At 66.2% G+C, this 15,398-nt stretch carries 20 protein-coding genes; 6 read left to right on the plus strand and 14 right to left on the minus strand.

Annotated features, from left to right (window positions below):
- Positions 1-26 precede the first annotated feature (26 nt).
- Positions 27-482, minus strand: a complete 456-nt coding sequence (locus LC066_RS18390; protein ID WP_085888630.1) for an Lrp/AsnC family transcriptional regulator — start codon at positions 480-482, stop codon at positions 27-29.
- Between the two features lie 231 nt (positions 483-713).
- The gene (gene mscL / locus LC066_RS18395) at positions 714-1,154 is read right to left on the minus strand and encodes a large conductance mechanosensitive channel protein MscL (RefSeq protein ID WP_224902103.1); all 441 of its coding nucleotides are present in this window, start codon (positions 1,152-1,154) and stop codon (positions 714-716) included.
- A gap of 144 nt (positions 1,155-1,298) precedes the next feature.
- On the opposite strand from mscL, the gene LC066_RS18400 reads away from it, so the two are divergent.
- Positions 1,299-1,994, plus strand: a complete 696-nt coding sequence (locus LC066_RS18400; RefSeq protein ID WP_224902105.1) for a glutathione S-transferase N-terminal domain-containing protein — start codon at positions 1,299-1,301, stop codon at positions 1,992-1,994.
- 292 nt (positions 1,995-2,286) lie between these two features.
- Here LC066_RS18400 and LC066_RS18405 read toward each other — a convergent pair whose 3' ends face one another.
- The 11 genes from LC066_RS18405 to pyk all read right to left on the minus strand — a co-directional run bounded on the left by LC066_RS18405 (position 2,287) and on the right by pyk (position 11,214).
- Complete coding sequence (locus LC066_RS18405) at positions 2,287-2,736, minus strand: YtoQ family protein (RefSeq protein ID WP_224902108.1); 450 nt, start codon at positions 2,734-2,736, stop codon at positions 2,287-2,289.
- 3 nt (positions 2,737-2,739) lie between these two features.
- On the minus strand, positions 2,740-3,033 hold the full coding sequence (locus LC066_RS18410) for an alkylphosphonate utilization protein (RefSeq protein ID WP_222474955.1): 294 nt from the start codon (positions 3,031-3,033) through the stop codon (positions 2,740-2,742).
- A gap of 163 nt (positions 3,034-3,196) precedes the next feature.
- Positions 3,197-5,596, minus strand: coding sequence for a phenylalanine--tRNA ligase subunit beta (gene pheT, locus LC066_RS18415; protein ID WP_224902111.1), 2,400 nt, complete (start codon positions 5,594-5,596; stop codon positions 3,197-3,199).
- 112 nt (positions 5,597-5,708) lie between these two features.
- The gene (locus LC066_RS18420) at positions 5,709-5,990 is read right to left on the minus strand and encodes a YrhK family protein (protein WP_085888635.1); all 282 of its coding nucleotides are present in this window, start codon (positions 5,988-5,990) and stop codon (positions 5,709-5,711) included.
- Between the two features lie 32 nt (positions 5,991-6,022).
- Positions 6,023-6,448, minus strand: a complete 426-nt coding sequence (locus tag LC066_RS18425; protein ID WP_224902115.1) for an ASCH domain-containing protein — start codon at positions 6,446-6,448, stop codon at positions 6,023-6,025.
- A gap of 318 nt (positions 6,449-6,766) precedes the next feature.
- Complete coding sequence (locus LC066_RS18430) at positions 6,767-7,447, minus strand: hypothetical protein (protein WP_224902118.1); 681 nt, start codon at positions 7,445-7,447, stop codon at positions 6,767-6,769.
- Between the two features lie 3 nt (positions 7,448-7,450).
- Positions 7,451-8,515: a phenylalanine--tRNA ligase subunit alpha gene (gene pheS, locus LC066_RS18435; protein ID WP_224902121.1), complete on the minus strand. Its 1,065-nt coding sequence runs from the start codon at positions 8,513-8,515 to the stop codon at positions 7,451-7,453.
- Between the two features lie 169 nt (positions 8,516-8,684).
- Positions 8,685-9,050 (minus strand): 50S ribosomal protein L20, encoded by a 366-nt coding sequence (rplT, locus tag LC066_RS18440; protein ID WP_085888639.1) that lies wholly within the window; start codon positions 9,048-9,050, stop codon positions 8,685-8,687.
- Positions 9,051-9,062: 12 nt separating this feature from the next.
- Positions 9,063-9,269 (minus strand): 50S ribosomal protein L35, encoded by a 207-nt coding sequence (gene rpmI, locus LC066_RS18445; protein WP_085888640.1) that lies wholly within the window; start codon positions 9,267-9,269, stop codon positions 9,063-9,065.
- A gap of 167 nt (positions 9,270-9,436) precedes the next feature.
- Positions 9,437-9,667, minus strand: coding sequence for a hypothetical protein (locus LC066_RS18450; RefSeq protein ID WP_222474960.1), 231 nt, complete (start codon positions 9,665-9,667; stop codon positions 9,437-9,439).
- Between the two features lie 92 nt (positions 9,668-9,759).
- Positions 9,760-11,214 (minus strand): pyruvate kinase, encoded by a 1,455-nt coding sequence (pyk, locus tag LC066_RS18455; protein WP_224902124.1) that lies wholly within the window; start codon positions 11,212-11,214, stop codon positions 9,760-9,762.
- A gap of 134 nt (positions 11,215-11,348) precedes the next feature.
- Here pyk and LC066_RS18460 point away from each other — a divergent pair, with 134 nt between their 5' ends.
- The 5 genes from LC066_RS18460 (at position 11,349) to nhaA (ending at position 14,547) form a co-directional block, all read left to right on the plus strand.
- Positions 11,349-12,089 (plus strand): N-formylglutamate amidohydrolase, encoded by a 741-nt coding sequence (locus tag LC066_RS18460; protein ID WP_224902127.1) that lies wholly within the window; start codon positions 11,349-11,351, stop codon positions 12,087-12,089.
- Positions 12,090-12,114: 25 nt separating this feature from the next.
- The gene (locus tag LC066_RS18465) at positions 12,115-12,393 is read left to right on the plus strand and encodes a hypothetical protein (protein WP_224902129.1); all 279 of its coding nucleotides are present in this window, start codon (positions 12,115-12,117) and stop codon (positions 12,391-12,393) included.
- 123 nt (positions 12,394-12,516) lie between these two features.
- Positions 12,517-12,858 (plus strand): 5-carboxymethyl-2-hydroxymuconate Delta-isomerase, encoded by a 342-nt coding sequence (locus LC066_RS18470; protein WP_224902132.1) that lies wholly within the window; start codon positions 12,517-12,519, stop codon positions 12,856-12,858.
- Positions 12,859-12,872: 14 nt separating this feature from the next.
- A complete protein-coding gene (locus LC066_RS18475) occupies positions 12,873-13,196 on the plus strand; it encodes a DUF1244 domain-containing protein (protein ID WP_224902135.1) in 324 nt (107 codons plus the stop codon).
- A gap of 133 nt (positions 13,197-13,329) precedes the next feature.
- Positions 13,330-14,547, plus strand: a complete 1,218-nt coding sequence (gene nhaA, locus LC066_RS18480; RefSeq protein ID WP_224902138.1) for a Na+/H+ antiporter NhaA — start codon at positions 13,330-13,332, stop codon at positions 14,545-14,547.
- A 102-nt stretch (positions 14,548-14,649) separates the two neighbouring features.
- Here nhaA and LC066_RS18485 read toward each other — a convergent pair whose 3' ends face one another.
- Positions 14,650-15,381 (minus strand): hypothetical protein, encoded by a 732-nt coding sequence (locus LC066_RS18485; protein WP_224902142.1) that lies wholly within the window; start codon positions 15,379-15,381, stop codon positions 14,650-14,652.
- Between the last annotated feature and the right edge of the window lie 17 nt (positions 15,382-15,398).

Consider the following 15,398-nt stretch of genomic DNA (forward strand, 5'->3'; position numbering starts at 1 on the left):
CTGTCAGATTCCTGCGACGGGCAGGATCAGACCGGCAGCGCGGTCGTCTTGAAGACGGTCCGCAGCGCGAAGGAGCTTTGCATGCGCTGCACGCCGGGCAGCCGCGCCAGGCTCTGCCGGTGGATGCGGGCGAAATCCTCGGAGCTTTCGGCGACCACCTTCAGCAGGTAATCCGCCGTCCCGGCCATCAGATGCACCTCCAGCACCTCCGGCACACGTGCCACGGCGGTCTCGAAGGCCTCCAGCAGCTCGTCCGCCTGGCCCGACAGGCCGATCTCGACGAAGACGGTGGTGGCCAGCTGCATCTTGCGGGCGTTCAGCAGGGCCACGTAATCCCGGATATAGCCCTCGGCCTCCAGCCGCTGCACACGGCGGTGGCAGGCCGATTGCGACAGGCCCACCTTTTCCGACAGCTCCGCATTGGAAATGCGGCCGCTTTTCTGCAGTACCCGCAGGATGGAACGGTCCAGCTGATCAGGCATCGAAGATCCTCGCGTCAGTTGCGGGTTTTCTCGCAGAAACCTGCCACCGCTTCCAGTGCAATCACCGATCTCTCCCGACAGGGCCCGCAATGCCGCGAGGCCCGATCAAGGCGCTGCCCTGCTCCCCGGTCCCGAACGATGGCCCGTGGCAGGCCCGGCACGCCGTCCGGCACCATCCGCACGCTGGCAATTGACGCCGCAGGCCCCGACCGTGACCCGCCCCAATGGCGCTCACCCCGTCTTCTTCAGCGTGTCGCGGATCTCCAGCAGCACGTCCAGCTCGGTCGGGCCGGCGGGTTTTTCCTCCGCCGGGGTGTTGGGCACCTCTTCACGGGCCAGGCGATCCTTCAGGCGGGTGACATAGCGCACCAGCAGGAAGACAACGAAGGCGATGATGAGAAAGTTGATCACGGCGGAGACAAAGGCGCCGTAGGCGAAAACGGTGGCCCCGGCCTCGCGCGCGGCGACAAGGCTGTCGTAGGGGCCATCGCCCGACAGCACGGCGAACTTGTCGGTGAAATCGAGCCCGCCGGTGATCAGCCCCAGCACCGGGTTCAGCAGGTCCTTGACCATGGATTGCACGATTGCGGTGAAGGCCGCGCCGATGATGATGCCCACTGCCATGTCCATGACATTGCCCTTGGCGATGAAGGCCTGAAAGTCTTTCAGCATGGTGAAGATCACCCCCCTGTTGTGGATCCCTGCGCGCCCCTTCTGCGCGCATGCACCGACTTTGCCCCGAAATCCCGGCCGGCCCACATTCTTTTTCCGCCCACGCGGGCTATATCGGGGGAAATGCCCCAAAAGGAGAGACCGATGTTCCCCGAAGGCTTCCCCATCGACGCCAAGTGGCCGGCCCAGAACCCCGAGCTGATCCAGCTCTATTCCTTCCCCACCCCCAACGGGGTGAAGATTTCCATCGCGCTGGAGGAGCTGGGCCTGCCCTACGAGGCGCACCTGGTGACACTGAAGGACGAGGACGTGAAATCGCCCGAGTTCCTGTCGCTGAACCCCAACAACAAGATCCCCGCGCTGATCGATCCCGACGGCCCGGGCGGCGAACCGATCGGCCTGTTCGAGAGCGGGGCGATCCTGATCTACCTGGCCGAGAAGACCGGCCAGCTGATGGGGGAAGGCGCCGCCAAGTACGAGGTCCAGAAGTGGCTGATGTGGCAGATGGGCGGCCTAGGGCCCATGCTGGGCCAGCTGGGCTTCTTCTATGCCTTCGCCGGCAAGGAGATCGAGGACCCGCGCCCGCGCGAGCGCTATATCAACGAGGGCAAGCGCCTGCTGGGCGTGCTGGATCGCCAGCTGGAGGGCCGCGATTGGGTCGCCGGTGACTTCTCCATCGCCGACATCGCCATCGTGCCCTGGCTGGACGGCGCCCTGCGCTACTACGACGCCGACGAAGTGCTGGAGTGGAAGAGCTACGCCAACCTGCAGGCCTACGTGGATCGCTTCATGGCGCGTCCGGCCGCCGAGAGGGGCATGAACATTCCGCCGCGGGACTGAGCGCGGCGCAGGCAGACAGCAAGAGGGCGGCCACCGGGGCCGCCCTTTGCATGTCGATATCAGGCTGCGGAACGCGGTAGGAGGCGCTGCCTGCCCAGCGTACGCCGCGCGACACGTAGTTGGGGAAGGGGGCTCTGCCCCCGTCTCCGTCCCGGAGACTCCCCCGGAGTATTTTCAGCCTTCAGGATGGGAAAAGGGCGGTCACGTGACCTCAGAGCGCGGCGCTCCACTTCTCTTTGCCGGAATCCCCGCCGGAGAGGCCTTGGCCCCGGCACGGGGCCAAAGCACCCGTTCAGCCCGGCAGCGCGCCGGTCAGCACGTAGCGCAGCACCTGCACCACCTGCTCGGGCGTCTCGGCCACGGCCAGCGCCGCCCCGTCCACCTCTTTCAACGCATGGCGCAGCTCGGGCGCGTGCAGCACGATCAGCGACTTGCCAAGCCCGGCGGCATAGCCCGCGTCGAAGGCCGCGTTCCACTGCTTGTACTTGTCGCCGAAGCGCACGACGACCACATCGGCCTGTTCGATGCCCATGCGGGTGCGGATCGCGTTGACCTTGGCGCCCTTGTGGTCGTGCCAGAAGGGGTTCTCCTCGGCGCCCAGGATCGCCACGCCGCAGTCGTCGGAGGCGCCGTGGTCGGTGACCGGGGCGTTGAAGGAGATGCCGAGGTCGGCAGCGCCGTCGGTGATGCGCTCGCGCCAGTCGGTGTGGATCTCGCCGGACAGGTAGACGTTCAGGGTCATCTCTTACCTCTTCTTCACAAATTCGGTGCGCAGGACCAGGCCACGGATCTCCGGGTGGCGGCAGTCGATTTCCTCGGGGTTGTCGGTCAGGCGGATGGTCTTGATGACGGTGCCCTGCTTCAGGGTGCTGCCCGCGCCCTTCACCTTCAGATCCTTGACCAGCACGACGGAGTCGCCGTCGGCCAGCGGCGTGCCCTGGGCATCGACGACCGTTACCGCATTGCGGGCGGCCAGTTCCGAGGCCGGCATCCATTCGCCCGAAACCTCGTCGTAGACGTATTCATCATCATCGCTCATCGCGCATCCCTCCATGGATTGTCCCGGGCCTAGACCAGCCCCCGGAGAAAGGCAAATGACCGAAAGCCGCACGGCGCGCCCCGGAGAGGGACGCGCCGTGTGAGGGAACAGACGGAATGGGACGGCGGGCGGGGCGAGGCTCCGCAACGCGGAGCCAGCGCCGTCAGCCGCGCAGGGTGCCGCCGGTGGCCTTCTGCACCTTCTCGACGATCTTGGCGGAGATCGCCTCGATCTCCTTTTCCTTCAGCGTCGCCTCGGTGGGTTGCAGGCGCACGGTCACCGCGAGGCTCTTCTTGCCCTCGCCCAGCGACCCGCCGATGAACTCATCAAATACCCGCACGTCGGAAATCAGCGCCTTGTCGGCGCCCGCAGCCGCGTTGACCAGGGTCAGCGCCTCGACCGCCTCGTCGACGACGAAGGCGAAGTCCCGCTCCACCGCCTGCAGGTCGTTCAGCACCAGCGCCCCGCGCGAGGCGTCTTTGTTGCGCGGCAGCGGCACCTCTTCGGGCCAGATGGTGAAGCCCACGGCCGGGCCCTTCACATCCATCGCGTAGAGGACCTTGGGGTGGATCTCGCCAAAGACCGCCAGCATCTTCTTCGGACCAAGACAGATGCGGCCATGGCGGCCCGGGTGCCACCACTCCGCCGCCTCGCGCAGGATCTGCACCTTGGCCGGCGCCCCGATGGCCGACAGGATGGCCTCGCAATCGGCCTTGGCGTCAAAGACATCGACGGCACGCGCTGCACCATGCACGTCCTTGGGCCCGGTGTGGCCCACCAGGATGCCCGAGACCTGCAGGTGCTGTTCCCCCGGCTCGCCGCCGTGCCAGGCGGGGCCCGCCTCGAACAGCGCCATGTCGGCCATGCCGCGCGCCTGGTTGCGGGCGGCGGCCTGCAAGAGGCCCGGCAGCAGCGCGGGGCGCATGTGCGACATCTCGGACGAGATCGGGTTGGCCAGCATCGTGGCATCGTCACCGCCGCGGAACAGTTCCGCGCTGGCCTTGTCGATGAAGCTGTAGGTGACGCATTCGTTGTAGCCCAGGGCCGCGGCCGTGCGGCGCGCCACCTGCTCGCGTTTCTGCATCGGCGTCAGCACGGGCTTGGGCACGCCGGGCTGCACCCGCGCCATGGGCTTGGGTTCCAGGTTGGTCAGCGAGGCGATCCGCGCCACCTCTTCCACCAGATCCGCCTCGCCCATCACGTCGGGGCGCCAGCTGGGCACCTGGGCCATGTCGCCGTCCATGACGAAGCCAAGCGCCTCCAGCGTCGCGCGCTGCGTCTCGGCGGGAATGTCCATGCCCACGAGCGAGGAACAGCGCGCCGTGTCGAGCTTGTAGGCGCGGCTGACGTCCGGCACCTCACCCGCCACCACGGCCTCGGTCACCTCACCGCCGCACAGTTCGACGATCATGGCACAGGCGCGATCCAGCGCCTCCATGTTGAAGCCCGGGTCGATGCCGCGTTCATTGCGATAACGCGCGTCCGAGTTGATCTTCAGCGCCCGCCCGCCATGGGCGATTGAGATGAAGTCCCAGAAGGCCGCCTCGACGAAGACATCCACGGTCTCGTCGGTACAGCCCGAGGCCTCGCCGCCCATGATGCCGCCGATGCTCTCGACGCCATTGTCGTCCGAGATCACCATGACACCTTCGGGGATCTGGTAGGTCTTCTCGTCTAGCGCCAGCAGTTCCTCGCCGCCCTTGGCGCGGCTGATCACCAGATCGCCCTTGATGCTGCCGGCATCGAAGACGTGCAGCGGACGGTTCATGTCGTAGGTGAAATAGTTGGTCACATCGACCAGGGCCGAGATCGGGCGCAGCCCGATGGCGCGCAGCTTGTCCTGCATCCAGGCGGGCGAGGGGCCGTTCTTCACGCCCTTGATGATGCGACCGGCGAAGACATGGCAGCCGTCGGCGGCGCTCTCGTCGATGGTCACGTTCACCGGGCAGGGGCCTGCGGTGGCCTCCAGCGTGTAGTCGGGCAGCGGCTTCAGCGTGCCCAGGCCCCGGGCGGCCAGGTCGCGGGCCACGCCGTGCACGCCAAGCGCATCGGGGCGGTTCGGGGTGATGGCGATCTCGATCACCGGATCGACCTTCACCGGATCGTTCTGCGCCAGCCAGTCCGCGAACTCCTGGCCCACTTCGCCGTTTTCCAGCTCGATGATGCCGTTATGCTCGTCGCTCAGCTCCAGCTCGCGTTCCGAGGCCATCATGCCATGGCTTTCAACGCCGCGGATCTTGCCCACGGAAATGGTGATGTCGAGGCCGGGGATATACATGCCGGGCTTGGCCAGCACGGCGGTGATCCCCGCCCGCGCGTTCGGCGCGCCACAGACGATCTGGGTCTCGCCCTCGTCGGTCTGCACCTTGCAGACGCGCAGCTTGTCGGCGTCGGGATGCTGTTCGGCCTCCAGCACCTTCACCAGCTTGAAGCCCTTGAGTTTCGCCGCCGGGTCCGTGACTTCCTCGACCTCGAGGCCGAGATCGGTCAGCGCCTCCAGGATCTCGTCCAGGGTCGCCTGGGTGTCGAGATGCTCCTTGAGCCAGGAGAGGGTGAATTTCATCGCGGATCCCCTTTGTTCCTTGCGCGGCCATGGGCCGGAAACCGTCGCATGGCTTGTTGCGCATCAGGGCGGCTTTGTCGAGGGGGTGGGGCCCTGCGGGCCCGCGCCGCGCTCACTCCTCGAACCGCTCCTCCAGGTTCTCCTCCTTGCCCATGGCGTAAAGCTTCAGCTCCCGCGCGAGGCGCAGCGAGGGTTTCACGGCAAAGAGGATCGAGCCCACGAGGAACAGCCAGGTGCCCGCCTCTTGCAGCGACTTGTAGAAGAACAGGACCGACCCGACGATGAAGGCCAGAGCCGCCATGAAGTCGACCGTGGTATGGGCGATCTCAAAGAGCGCATAGACCCGGCGCGTGTCATCGTTGCGTTCGCGGTTGGCGTGGTGAAACAGCGGCATGGCATCTCCTTGTCCTACGCGGGCGCGACGGATCACGCGCCGTCCCCGATTCCCCGTTCTGGGTCCGGCGCGGCGGCCAGATCACGCACCAGGCGGAAGCGTTCACAGACCAGCATCATGTCGGGCGACCAGCCCCCGCTGCGGTCGAAATAGCCCCGATGCCCCTCCTGCCAAGCGGCAAGGCTGTCATCCTCGCCCTCCGCCAGGGCGAAGGCCTCCGTCACCTTGCCGAAGCGGCAGAGCGTGACCTCCGTGGTTTCGATCTCCAGCGCCTGCGTTCCGTCCCAGTTCAGCGCAATGTCGCGCCGCCCGACCTTCGGCATGGCCTCGGGTTCCGCCTCGAAGACCCGCAGCGCCTCGCAGGTCGCGGTCTTGCGGCCCGAGCGGACGAGGGCCAGCAGCTCGGCACAGAGGCGTGGGCTGTCACCGAAGGTGAAGGTCTGGGGCGTGTTGGTCATGGGAAGGCCCGGGGGTGTCTGATGCGGTCAGCCTGAAAGATCTGCGCCCGAGGTCAAGCGCACCGCAGCGCAGACAGGCGCCTGCCTGCGGTCCGGACCTTAGGGGTCGCCGCCCGTTCGGCCCTGAAACTGTCCCCCGGATAGTTTCCGAGACGGGCTTCACCCCCCATGGGCAAAGCCAAGCAGGCATCAGGGCTTAAGGCAAAGGAAGAGTGCAACGTCGGGCTTCTGCCCCAGCCGGGGCGCGTAGCGGCCCGGCCAGCCCCCGACCGCCCCCATGGGCGGGGGCTACGCCCCCACCCGCGGTAGGGGGATGGCCTATCGGTCCTCAGGCATTCGCCCCCCGGACAGAACGATCTCCTTCAACATTTCCGATACCGCCACCCTCGCGTCGTTGAACGCCGCCACCGCGTTATTTCCAACATGTGGGGCGCTAAACAGCAGAGCGAGAGAAGGAAGCTCGGAAGAAACGTCGAGCGCGCGGTCTTGATAGACCGCACCATCCAGTTCCGGTTCCGACTTCGCAGCGACCAATGCCCTAAGCCTGGAAAAGTCTCCAAGGATGCTCTCTATCGCTGCTTCAACGTCGCCTAACCGCTCAATTTGCACTGAGCTGCCGGCATAGATCAGAAACAAAACCTTGCGCTCACGGAACTCATTCAGGGAAGCGCGAAGCTCTTTAATGGCCTCCAGTCGGTCCTCAACGATAGTAGCACCGCTGATATCAAAAAGCTCTGCTAGGCCACGAGGCCGAAACACATCTGCTTTCGCGGTATCAAGCCGCTGCAAAGCCAGAAAAAGGTCTTCTGTAATATCTGCGCGCCTGTCAGCCGCCTTCTGTCCTCTGGCTAAACGCAATTGTTTCCAAGCAAGAAAGAGCGCAATACAGGCGACGATCGCTGTTACCAACGGCGCAATGCCAGAAAGCCAAGAAACTACGCTCGGAAGCCACGAGAAGTCACGGAGGATGCTCTCCCATGCCGTGATCTTCTCGCTCATGAATCACACCCCGCCGCGGATCGTCGGCACCTGCAACGCGCTGAACCCGTAGTGCCTCAACCACCGCAGGTCGCTGTCGAAGAAGGCCCGCAGGTCCGGGATGCCGTATTTCAGCATCGCGATCCGGTCGATCCCCATGCCGAAGGCAAAGCCCTGCCACTCGCTCGGGTCGATCCCGCCCGCCTGCAGTACCTTGGGGTGCACCATGCCGGAGCCCAGCACTTCCAACCAGCCGTCGCCCTCGCCCACCTTCACGGTGCCGTTCTCCCAGGAACACTGGATGTCGACCTCGGCCGAAGGCTCGGTGAAGGGGAAGTGGGAGGCGCGGAAGCGGGTCTTCACCTTGGTGCCGAAATAGGCGGAGAAGAACTCCTCCAGCACCCATTTCAGGTTCGCCATCGACAGGTCGCGGTCGATCGCCAGGCCCTCGACCTGGTGGAACATCGGCGTATGGGTCTGGTCATAGTCGGCGCGGTAGACGCGGCCCGGGCAGATGATGCGCGTGGGCGCGCCGCCCAGCTCCATGGACCGGATCTGAACCGGCGAGGTATGGGTGCGCAGCACATGGGGCGGACGGTCGTCGCCCTCGGCGCGGTGCATGTAGAAGGTGTCCATCTCGGCCCGCGCGGGGTGGTGGCCGGGGATGTTCAGCGCGTCGAAGTTGTACCAGTCGGTTTCCACCTGCGGCCCTTCGGCCACGGAGAAGCCCATGTCGGCGAAGATGGCGGTGCATTCCTCCCAGACCTGGCTAACCGGGTGGATGGTCCCCTGGCGCTGCGGGCGCACGGGCAGGGTCACGTCCAGCCATTCGGCGCGCAGGCGTTCGTCCAGCGCCGCATCGGCCAGGGCGGCCTTCTTGGCGGCCAGGGCGGAATTGATCTCATCCTTCAGGGCGTTGAGCTTCGGCCCCATCACCTGGCGCTCTTCCGGGGTCATCTTGCCCAGCTCGCGCATCTTCAGGGAGATCTCGCCCTTCTTGCCCACGGCCTGCACGCGGAGCTCTTCCAGCGCGGATTCATCCTCCGCCCCGGCAATCAGGTCCAGATATTTCGCCTTCAGATCGTCCATTGCCGCCTCCGTTCGCAGACGGCGACGGGGTTACCACAAGGGGGCGGGATTGCAAGCTATAGCGGCCCGCCGCAGGTGCGGCACCCGCGCCCGGCGCCTGCCCCGGAACAGCAAAAACCCCGCTCCGGGCGGAGCGGGGTTTCGCTTGTCTTTCGAAGGGTCCGGTCGCTTACGCGGCCAGGGCGCCCTTGGCCTGGTCGACGATGGCAGCAAATGCTTCCGGCTCGTTGACGGCCAGGTCGGCCAGAACCTTGCGGTCCACTTCGATGCCGGCCAGGGTCAGGCCGTTGATGAAGCGGGAGTAGGTCATCTGCTCGTCGTGAGCGCGCACACCTGCGTTGATCCGCTGGATCCACAGGGCGCGGAAATTGCGCTTGCGGTTCTTGCGGTCGCGGGTTGCGTACTGGTTGGCCTTGTCGACGGCCTGACGGGCAACCTTGAAGGTATTCTTGCGGCGGCCGTAGTAACCTTTGGCTGCCTTGATGACCTTCTTGTGACGGGCGTGGGTCGTGGTACCACCTTTAACACGGGACATATCGCGACCTCCTTATTTCTTACGGGCGTAGGGCATCATCGGCTTGATGATCTGCTCATCAGCCTTCGACAGGGTGGTCGTGCCGCGTGCGGTACGGATGAACTTGGTGGTGCGTTTGATCATGCCGTGGCGCTTGCCGGCCTGACCAGCCAGGATCTTGCCGGTCCCGGTCACCTTGAAGCGCTTCTTGGCGCTCGACTTGGTCTTCATCTTGGGCATTTTCGTCTCCTCTTATGAGAATTACACGCGACTCGGCATGCCTCGTCGGCCGGCCGCGCAGGTAGAGATCGGGCGTATAGGAGGGGAATCGCCTTTTGACAAGGGCGAAGTGCCCTCACCGATGTCCCCCCGCCGATGTCCCGGGCCCCACAGCGCCCGCGCGGGGATCAGATCGCGCGCAGCAGCTCGGCGAAGACCCGGATGAAGGCATCGGGCATCTTCGAGGGCGCCAGGCGCACGGGGTCGCTGTACCAGGCATAGACGGCCAGCCCCGTGCCGGACAGCAGCGCGAAGACCGACACGGAGGGGATCCGGTTGTCGGCCCAGGCAGACACCAGGGCGGGAATGGCCAGAAGGCACAACAGGGCGCCGCACACGAAGATCACATCAAGGCTCATGCACGATGCCTCTACCCGAGTTTGCCGCCCGCGCCAAAGGCTAATCGCGCGGCGCCGGGACGCCGCGCGCTGTCAGCCCCGTGACCGGTCGCTCACTCGGGGTCGGCGGCGAAGATCAGCCGCTCCTCGCAGGGGGCGACGCGCAGGATGTTGGTGGTGCCGGAGGTGTTGAAGGGCACGCCGGCGATGACGACGATACTGTCCTCCTCGGTGGCCAGCCCGGTGACCCGCGCCCCGCGTGCGGCGTTGACCACCGCCTGCTTGAACCGCGACAGCTCTCCGGTGACCAGACACATGACGCCCCACGACAGGGTCAGGCGCCGCGCCGTGCCACGCTGTGATGACATGGCCAGGATCGGCACCCGCGGCTTTTCACGGCTGACCAGAAGCGCCGTGGTGCCCGATTGGGTGAAGCAGCAGACGGCGCAGATGTTGGTGGTCTCGGCGATCTCACGGGCGGCGGCGACGATGCCCTCGGCGACTGAACCGATCCCGACGAGCGTCCGGCGCTGCTGCTCCAGGATTTCGCGGTAAAGCGCATCGCCCTCGACCTCCTGGGCGACATTGTCCATCGTGGTGACAGCCTCGACCGGGTACTGGCCGGCGGCGGATTCGGCCGACAGCATCACGGCGTCGGTGCCCTCGTAGATGGCCGCGGCCACGTCCGAAACCTCGGCCCGGGTGGGCATCGGGCTCTCGATCATGGATTCCAGCATCTGGGTGGCAACGATCACCGGCTTGGCCGCGGTCCGGCACTTGCGGATCAGGCGTTTCTGGATCGGCGGCACCGCATGTACGGGCAGCTCGACCCCCAGGTCCCCACGCGCCACCATGATCCCGTCGGAGACCTCCAGGATCTCGTCAAAGCTCTTCACCGCGGCGGGTTTCTCGATCTTGGCCAGCACGGCGGCACGACCGTCGACCAGGGCGCGGGCCTCGTGCATGTCCTCGGGGCGCTGCACGAAGGAGAGCGCGATCCAGTCGACGCCCAGCTGGCAGACGAATTCCAGGTCCTTGCGGTCCTTCTCCGACAGAGCCGCCAGCGGCAGCACCACGTCGGGCACGTTCACGCCCTTGCGGTTGGAAATGGTGCCGCCCACGGTCACTTCGCAGTTGGCGAAATCGGCGCCGCAGTCCTTCACCTTCAGGCGGATCTTGCCGTCGTTGACCAGCAGCGAGGCGCCCGGTTCCAGCGCCGCGAAGATCTCCGGGTGGGGCAGGTTCACGCGGTTGATGTCGCCCGGCGTCTCGTCCAGGTCCAGGCGGAAGTCCTGTCCCTCGACCAGGTCCTCACCGCCATCCGCCGCGAAGGTCCCCACGCGCAGCTTCGGCCCCTGAAGGTCGGCCAGGATGCCGATGACGCTGTCCATGTCCCGCTCGATCCGGCGGATGATGCGGTGACGTTCGCGGATCTCGTCATGGCTGCCGTGGGACATGTTCAGACGGAACACGTCTGCCCCGGCTTCGTGAAGCGCGCGGATCGTCTCGTAATCGGAGGAGCTGGGCCCCAGCGTGGCGACGATTTTCGTATTGCGCTGACGTTTCATTAAGGTCATCCCCGTTGTCGCAGCCCGGCTTCTGCCGGAATGTTAGCGTTCACATTTACCCTAAGGCGCCTGATCCTGAATGCCAATGGCGCCTGAATATCGAAGTCTGAATGTCGAAGTGAGGTGACAGCGGGATGACATATGCACCTTACCGGATCCTTGGTCCGGATCGCCCCTCCCGCTGGCTTGTCACCTGCGACCATGCTGCCAACACCGTACCGAATTTCGTCGCCGACGGTACCCTCGGCCTGCCGGAAAGCGAGATGGCCCGCCATATCGCCTATGATCCGGGCGCGGCCGGGGTGACCCGCTTCCTGGCCGAAGCGCTGGAGGCGCCGGCGGTCCTGTCCAACTTTTCGCGCCTCGTCATCGACCCCAACCGGGGCGAGGATGACCCGACACTGTTGATGAAGCTTTACGACGGCACGATCATTCCCGGCAACCGCCACGCCGGCCCGGCGGAGCTGCAGGCGCGGCTGGAGGGCTGCTATCGCCCCTATCACGACGCGGTGGCCGGGCTGGTCGCGGCGCGCGGCGACCGGGTCTACCTGTCGATCCATTCCTTCACCCCACAGCTGAAGGGGCGTCCACCCCGGCCCTGGCAGGTCGGCGTCCTCTACGCCGCCGATGAACGCCTCTCGGGCCCGCTGCTGGACCGGCTGCGGGCGGAACCGGACCTCTGCGTGGGCGCCAATGAACCCTACGGCGGGCACCTGCCCGGTGACGCGGTGGATCGCCACGCCATCGCCAACGGCCTGCCCAACGTGCTGATCGAGTTGCGCAACGACCTGATCGCGACCGAGGCGGATCAACGCGCCTGGGCCCGGCGCCTGGCGCCGATCCTGCAAGAGGTTCTGGCGGAGACGGGTCTGTGACGCGTCGCCAGTTGGGGCGCGCGGCATGAGCGGCGCGCGGCTGATCATCGACTTTCACGGCCTTGCCGTGCCACACTCGCTACTGGTGCAGGCGCTGTCGGCGCTGGCACCCTGGATGGAGGAGATCGACGACTTCGGCTTCCTGCCGGAGGCCCGCCCCCTGCCCGCCGACGGCCGCCCCCTGGTAGAGATCCGGCTGGAGGGCCTGGCCGGGCCGGAAGAGCGGGCCATCGCCGAAGTGATGACCGGCCTGCTGATCCAGTCCCTGCCGGCGGGCACGCGCATCTCTGCCCCCGACATCTGACCCCGCGCTTGACGCGAGGATCTGCCCCGCCCGCGCTGGACAGTCCCGCGCCCCGCGCCACCGTCACGGACAGCGGCCCCACGCAGCAAGACCACGGGCCGCAAGAAGAAAGGACCCTGCCCCATGCCCCATATCGTTGTGGAATACGCCGGCCTCGACCTGCCCGAGGGGCTGATCGAGGCCCTGACCGAAGCGATGGCCGCCCACCCCGAAGTGCCCGAAACGGCGGTGAAGCTGCGCGCCTACCGCGCCGACACCTTCCGCCTGCTGTCGGGCGAGACAGCCTTCATCAACGTCACCCTGCGCCTGATGGACACCCGCCCCGAGGTCCAGCACATGGAACTGGCCGACGCGGCCCTCGACGTGCTGGAGGCCCATCTGCCCGGCAGCTGCGCCCTCGGCGTGGAAACCGCCAGCATCCCCCGCTCTTCCTTCCGCAAGCGGGGCGGCCTATCTGAAGCCTGACACAGGAGGACCCCATGAGCACCAACATCGACGACCAGACCCGTATCGAGCTGGAGGCCGCGGCCTTCCGCACCCTGCGCGATCACCTGATGAGCAAACGCACCGACGTGCAGAACATCGACATGATGAACCTCGCCGGGTTCTGCCGGAACTGCCTCAGCCGCTGGTATCAGGAAGCCGCGGCCGAGCGGGGCATCGAGATGTCCAAGGAGGAGGCGCGCGAAACCTTCTACGGCATGCCCTACGACCAGTGGAAATCACAGCACCAGACCGAGGCCAGCGATGTCCAGCAGGAGGCCTTCGAGACGGCCTTTCGCGAGAACGTGACCGAAAAGTAAATGTGACGCCGATATTTTGCCGTTCCGCCTCTTGAGCCGGGACGGCGAGGCCCCATCTGGGATATCAATGCCTTGAGGTCCGCCCCCGAGGCCAAAAGCATGTTTGACACCCGGATTTACAGAGGAGACAGGGATGGGGCTACGGCGTGAATTGGACAGGTTCTTTTCGAGCGATGCATCGGGAGGGATCTTCCTGATCCTGGCGACCGTATTGGCGCTGATCATTGCAAATTCCAGCCTGGGCCCAGCCTATGACCACTGGCTGCATACCTATCTGACGATCTCCTTCGGCGAGAGCGAGTTGCGCAACTCGCTGCTGCACTGGATCAACGACGGCCTGATGGCGATCTTCTTCTTCCTCGTCGGGCTGGAGCTGAAATACGAGCTTCTGGAAGGCAAGCTGAAGAACCCCGCCGACGTGCTGATGCCCGGCGTGGCCGCGATCGCCGGCATGGCCTGCCCGGCGATCGTCTATGTCTCGCTGAACATGGGCAACCCGGAGACCCTGGGGGGCTGGGCCATCCCGGCGGCGACCGACATCGCCTTTGCCCTGGGCGTGCTGGCACTGGCCGGCCCCAAGGTGCCGACCTCGCTGAAGATCTTCCTGCTGACCCTGGCGATCCTGGACGACATGGGCGCCATCGTGGTCATCGCGCTGTTCTACACGGCCGATCTGCAGATCGACTACCTGTTCCTGGCGCTGATCCCGCTGGCCGCCATGTTCGTCCTGCTGAAGCGCAAGACCCACCGGGTCGCGCCGATCCTGCTTCTGGGCGTGCTGCTGTGGTACTTCGTGCTGATGTCCGGTGTTCACGCGACCCTGGCGGGCGTTCTGACCGCCTTCTTCATCCCGCTGAAGGACCGCTACGGCAAGTCGCCGCTGCATTCGATCGAGCACGGCTTGTCGCCCTACGTGCTGTTCTTCATCGTGCCGCTCTTTGCCTTCGGCAACGCGGGCGTGAACCTGACCGGGCTGACCTTCGCGGACCTGCTGGATCCGCTGGCCCTGGGGATCGCGGGCGGCCTGGTGATCGGCAAGCAGGTCGGCGTCTTCGGCGTCGTCTGGATCATGGTCAAATCCGGCATCGCGCGCATGCCCACGGGCGCCAACTGGGCGCATATCTACGGCATCGCCTGCCTGGCCGGCATCGGCTTCACCATGTCGCTCTTCATCGGCACGCTGAGCTTCGACGACGCCTCGTTGATGAACTCGGTCCGCCTAGGCGTGCTGACCGGCTCCGCGATCTCTGCCGTGGTCGGCTTCACCGTGCTGAAGCTGGCCTCGAAGGACCGCGACCCCGAGGCCGACGCGGAAGAAGAAGAAGAGCTGGCAACCCCCGCGGTCCACTGACCGCGCGGCGGCTGACAGCCCCGAGACAGCAAAGGCCCGGAGCGGATCGCTCCGGGCCTTTTGCATTTCAGGGGGACTGCGGGTCCGGTCATGCGAGGCGCCTCACTTCGCGGGCGGCAGATCCTCTTCGCCCTTGGCCTTCGCGCCGCCCTTGCTGGGCTTCTGCGGCAGATCCGACACGGTGACCTCGGGCAGCGGCGCGGGGCCGGCGGGGCGTTCCAGCACGTGATCCTCGTCCGGGCGCAGCAGGGTCTCGGCGGGGATGCGGTAGGTCACGCGCCCCAGCACCTTGTTTGCGCCGAAGGAGATATGGCGCAGCTCCCCCTCCACGATTTCCAGCCGGCGCACGGGATACTCGGCGCCGCCGCCCTGTCCGTCGCCCAGGCGCAGCACGGCCTTCTCGGGGCCTTCGTCCGCGTCGATCAGGGCGAAATAGGCCGGGTCGGCCTCCTCCGCCATGTCGCTGAGCACGGCAAAGACCGCGTCGCTGTCGGTGCGGCGGCGTTCATGCAGGGTGCAGACCCCTTCAAAGGCGGTGATCCCGATCACGCCGGCCGCGACGGAGACCGGGGCGGAGAAGGCCGCGGCCACGACGCCGGTCACCCCCTTCAGGCGATCCTTGTCGCGTTCGGGGTTCAGCAGGTTGGCCCCCGACACCACGTCGGACAGGTCGAACCCCACGCCGCCCTTGATCGCATCACCCAGGGCGCTGTCGGCTACATCGTCGACCACCTTCTCGGGGCGGAAATTGCACAGGTCGGCACGCGCCGGCAGGGCCGTGGTCAGCAGGGCCAGGGCGGTGCAGGTGGTGGTCAGGGAAAGGGAGAGGCGCATGGGCGGGACTCGCATGA

It is taken from the genome of Pseudooceanicola marinus, from assembly GCF_020177265.1.
Classification (GTDB): Bacteria; Pseudomonadota; Alphaproteobacteria; order Rhodobacterales; family Rhodobacteraceae; genus Pseudooceanicola; species Pseudooceanicola marinus_A.

Excerpts from the sequence above, each read along its gene's own strand:
- LC066_RS18390 (WP_085888630.1), bottom strand. The coding sequence starts at position 482 with ATGCCTGATCAGCTGGACCGTTCCATCCTGCGGGTACTGCAGAAAAGC.
- mscL (WP_224902103.1), bottom strand. The coding sequence starts at position 1,154 with ATGCTGAAAGACTTTCAGGCCTTCATCGCCAAGGGCAATGTCATGGAC.
- LC066_RS18400 (WP_224902105.1), top strand. The coding sequence starts at position 1,299 with ATGTTCCCCGAAGGCTTCCCCATCGACGCCAAGTGGCCGGCCCAGAAC.
- LC066_RS18405 (WP_224902108.1), bottom strand. The coding sequence starts at position 2,736 with ATGACCCTGAACGTCTACCTGTCCGGCGAGATCCACACCGACTGGCGC.
- LC066_RS18410 (WP_222474955.1), bottom strand. The coding sequence starts at position 3,033 with ATGAGCGATGATGATGAATACGTCTACGACGAGGTTTCGGGCGAATGG.
- pheT (WP_224902111.1), bottom strand. The coding sequence starts at position 5,596 with ATGAAATTCACCCTCTCCTGGCTCAAGGAGCATCTCGACACCCAGGCG.
- LC066_RS18420 (WP_085888635.1), bottom strand. The coding sequence starts at position 5,990 with ATGCCGCTGTTTCACCACGCCAACCGCGAACGCAACGATGACACGCGC.
- LC066_RS18425 (WP_224902115.1), bottom strand. The coding sequence starts at position 6,448 with ATGACCAACACGCCCCAGACCTTCACCTTCGGTGACAGCCCACGCCTC.
- LC066_RS18430 (WP_224902118.1), bottom strand. The coding sequence starts at position 7,447 with ATGAGCGAGAAGATCACGGCATGGGAGAGCATCCTCCGTGACTTCTCG.
- pheS (WP_224902121.1), bottom strand. The coding sequence starts at position 8,515 with ATGGACGATCTGAAGGCGAAATATCTGGACCTGATTGCCGGGGCGGAG.
- rplT (WP_085888639.1), bottom strand. The coding sequence starts at position 9,050 with ATGTCCCGTGTTAAAGGTGGTACCACGACCCACGCCCGTCACAAGAAG.
- rpmI (WP_085888640.1), bottom strand. The coding sequence starts at position 9,269 with ATGCCCAAGATGAAGACCAAGTCGAGCGCCAAGAAGCGCTTCAAGGTG.
- LC066_RS18450 (WP_222474960.1), bottom strand. The coding sequence starts at position 9,667 with ATGAGCCTTGATGTGATCTTCGTGTGCGGCGCCCTGTTGTGCCTTCTG.
- pyk (WP_224902124.1), bottom strand. The coding sequence starts at position 11,214 with ATGAAACGTCAGCGCAATACGAAAATCGTCGCCACGCTGGGGCCCAGC.
- LC066_RS18460 (WP_224902127.1), top strand. The coding sequence starts at position 11,349 with ATGACATATGCACCTTACCGGATCCTTGGTCCGGATCGCCCCTCCCGC.
- LC066_RS18465 (WP_224902129.1), top strand. The coding sequence starts at position 12,115 with ATGAGCGGCGCGCGGCTGATCATCGACTTTCACGGCCTTGCCGTGCCA.
- LC066_RS18470 (WP_224902132.1), top strand. The coding sequence starts at position 12,517 with ATGCCCCATATCGTTGTGGAATACGCCGGCCTCGACCTGCCCGAGGGG.
- LC066_RS18475 (WP_224902135.1), top strand. The coding sequence starts at position 12,873 with ATGAGCACCAACATCGACGACCAGACCCGTATCGAGCTGGAGGCCGCG.
- nhaA (WP_224902138.1), top strand. The coding sequence starts at position 13,330 with ATGGGGCTACGGCGTGAATTGGACAGGTTCTTTTCGAGCGATGCATCG.
- LC066_RS18485 (WP_224902142.1), bottom strand. The coding sequence starts at position 15,381 with ATGCGCCTCTCCCTTTCCCTGACCACCACCTGCACCGCCCTGGCCCTG.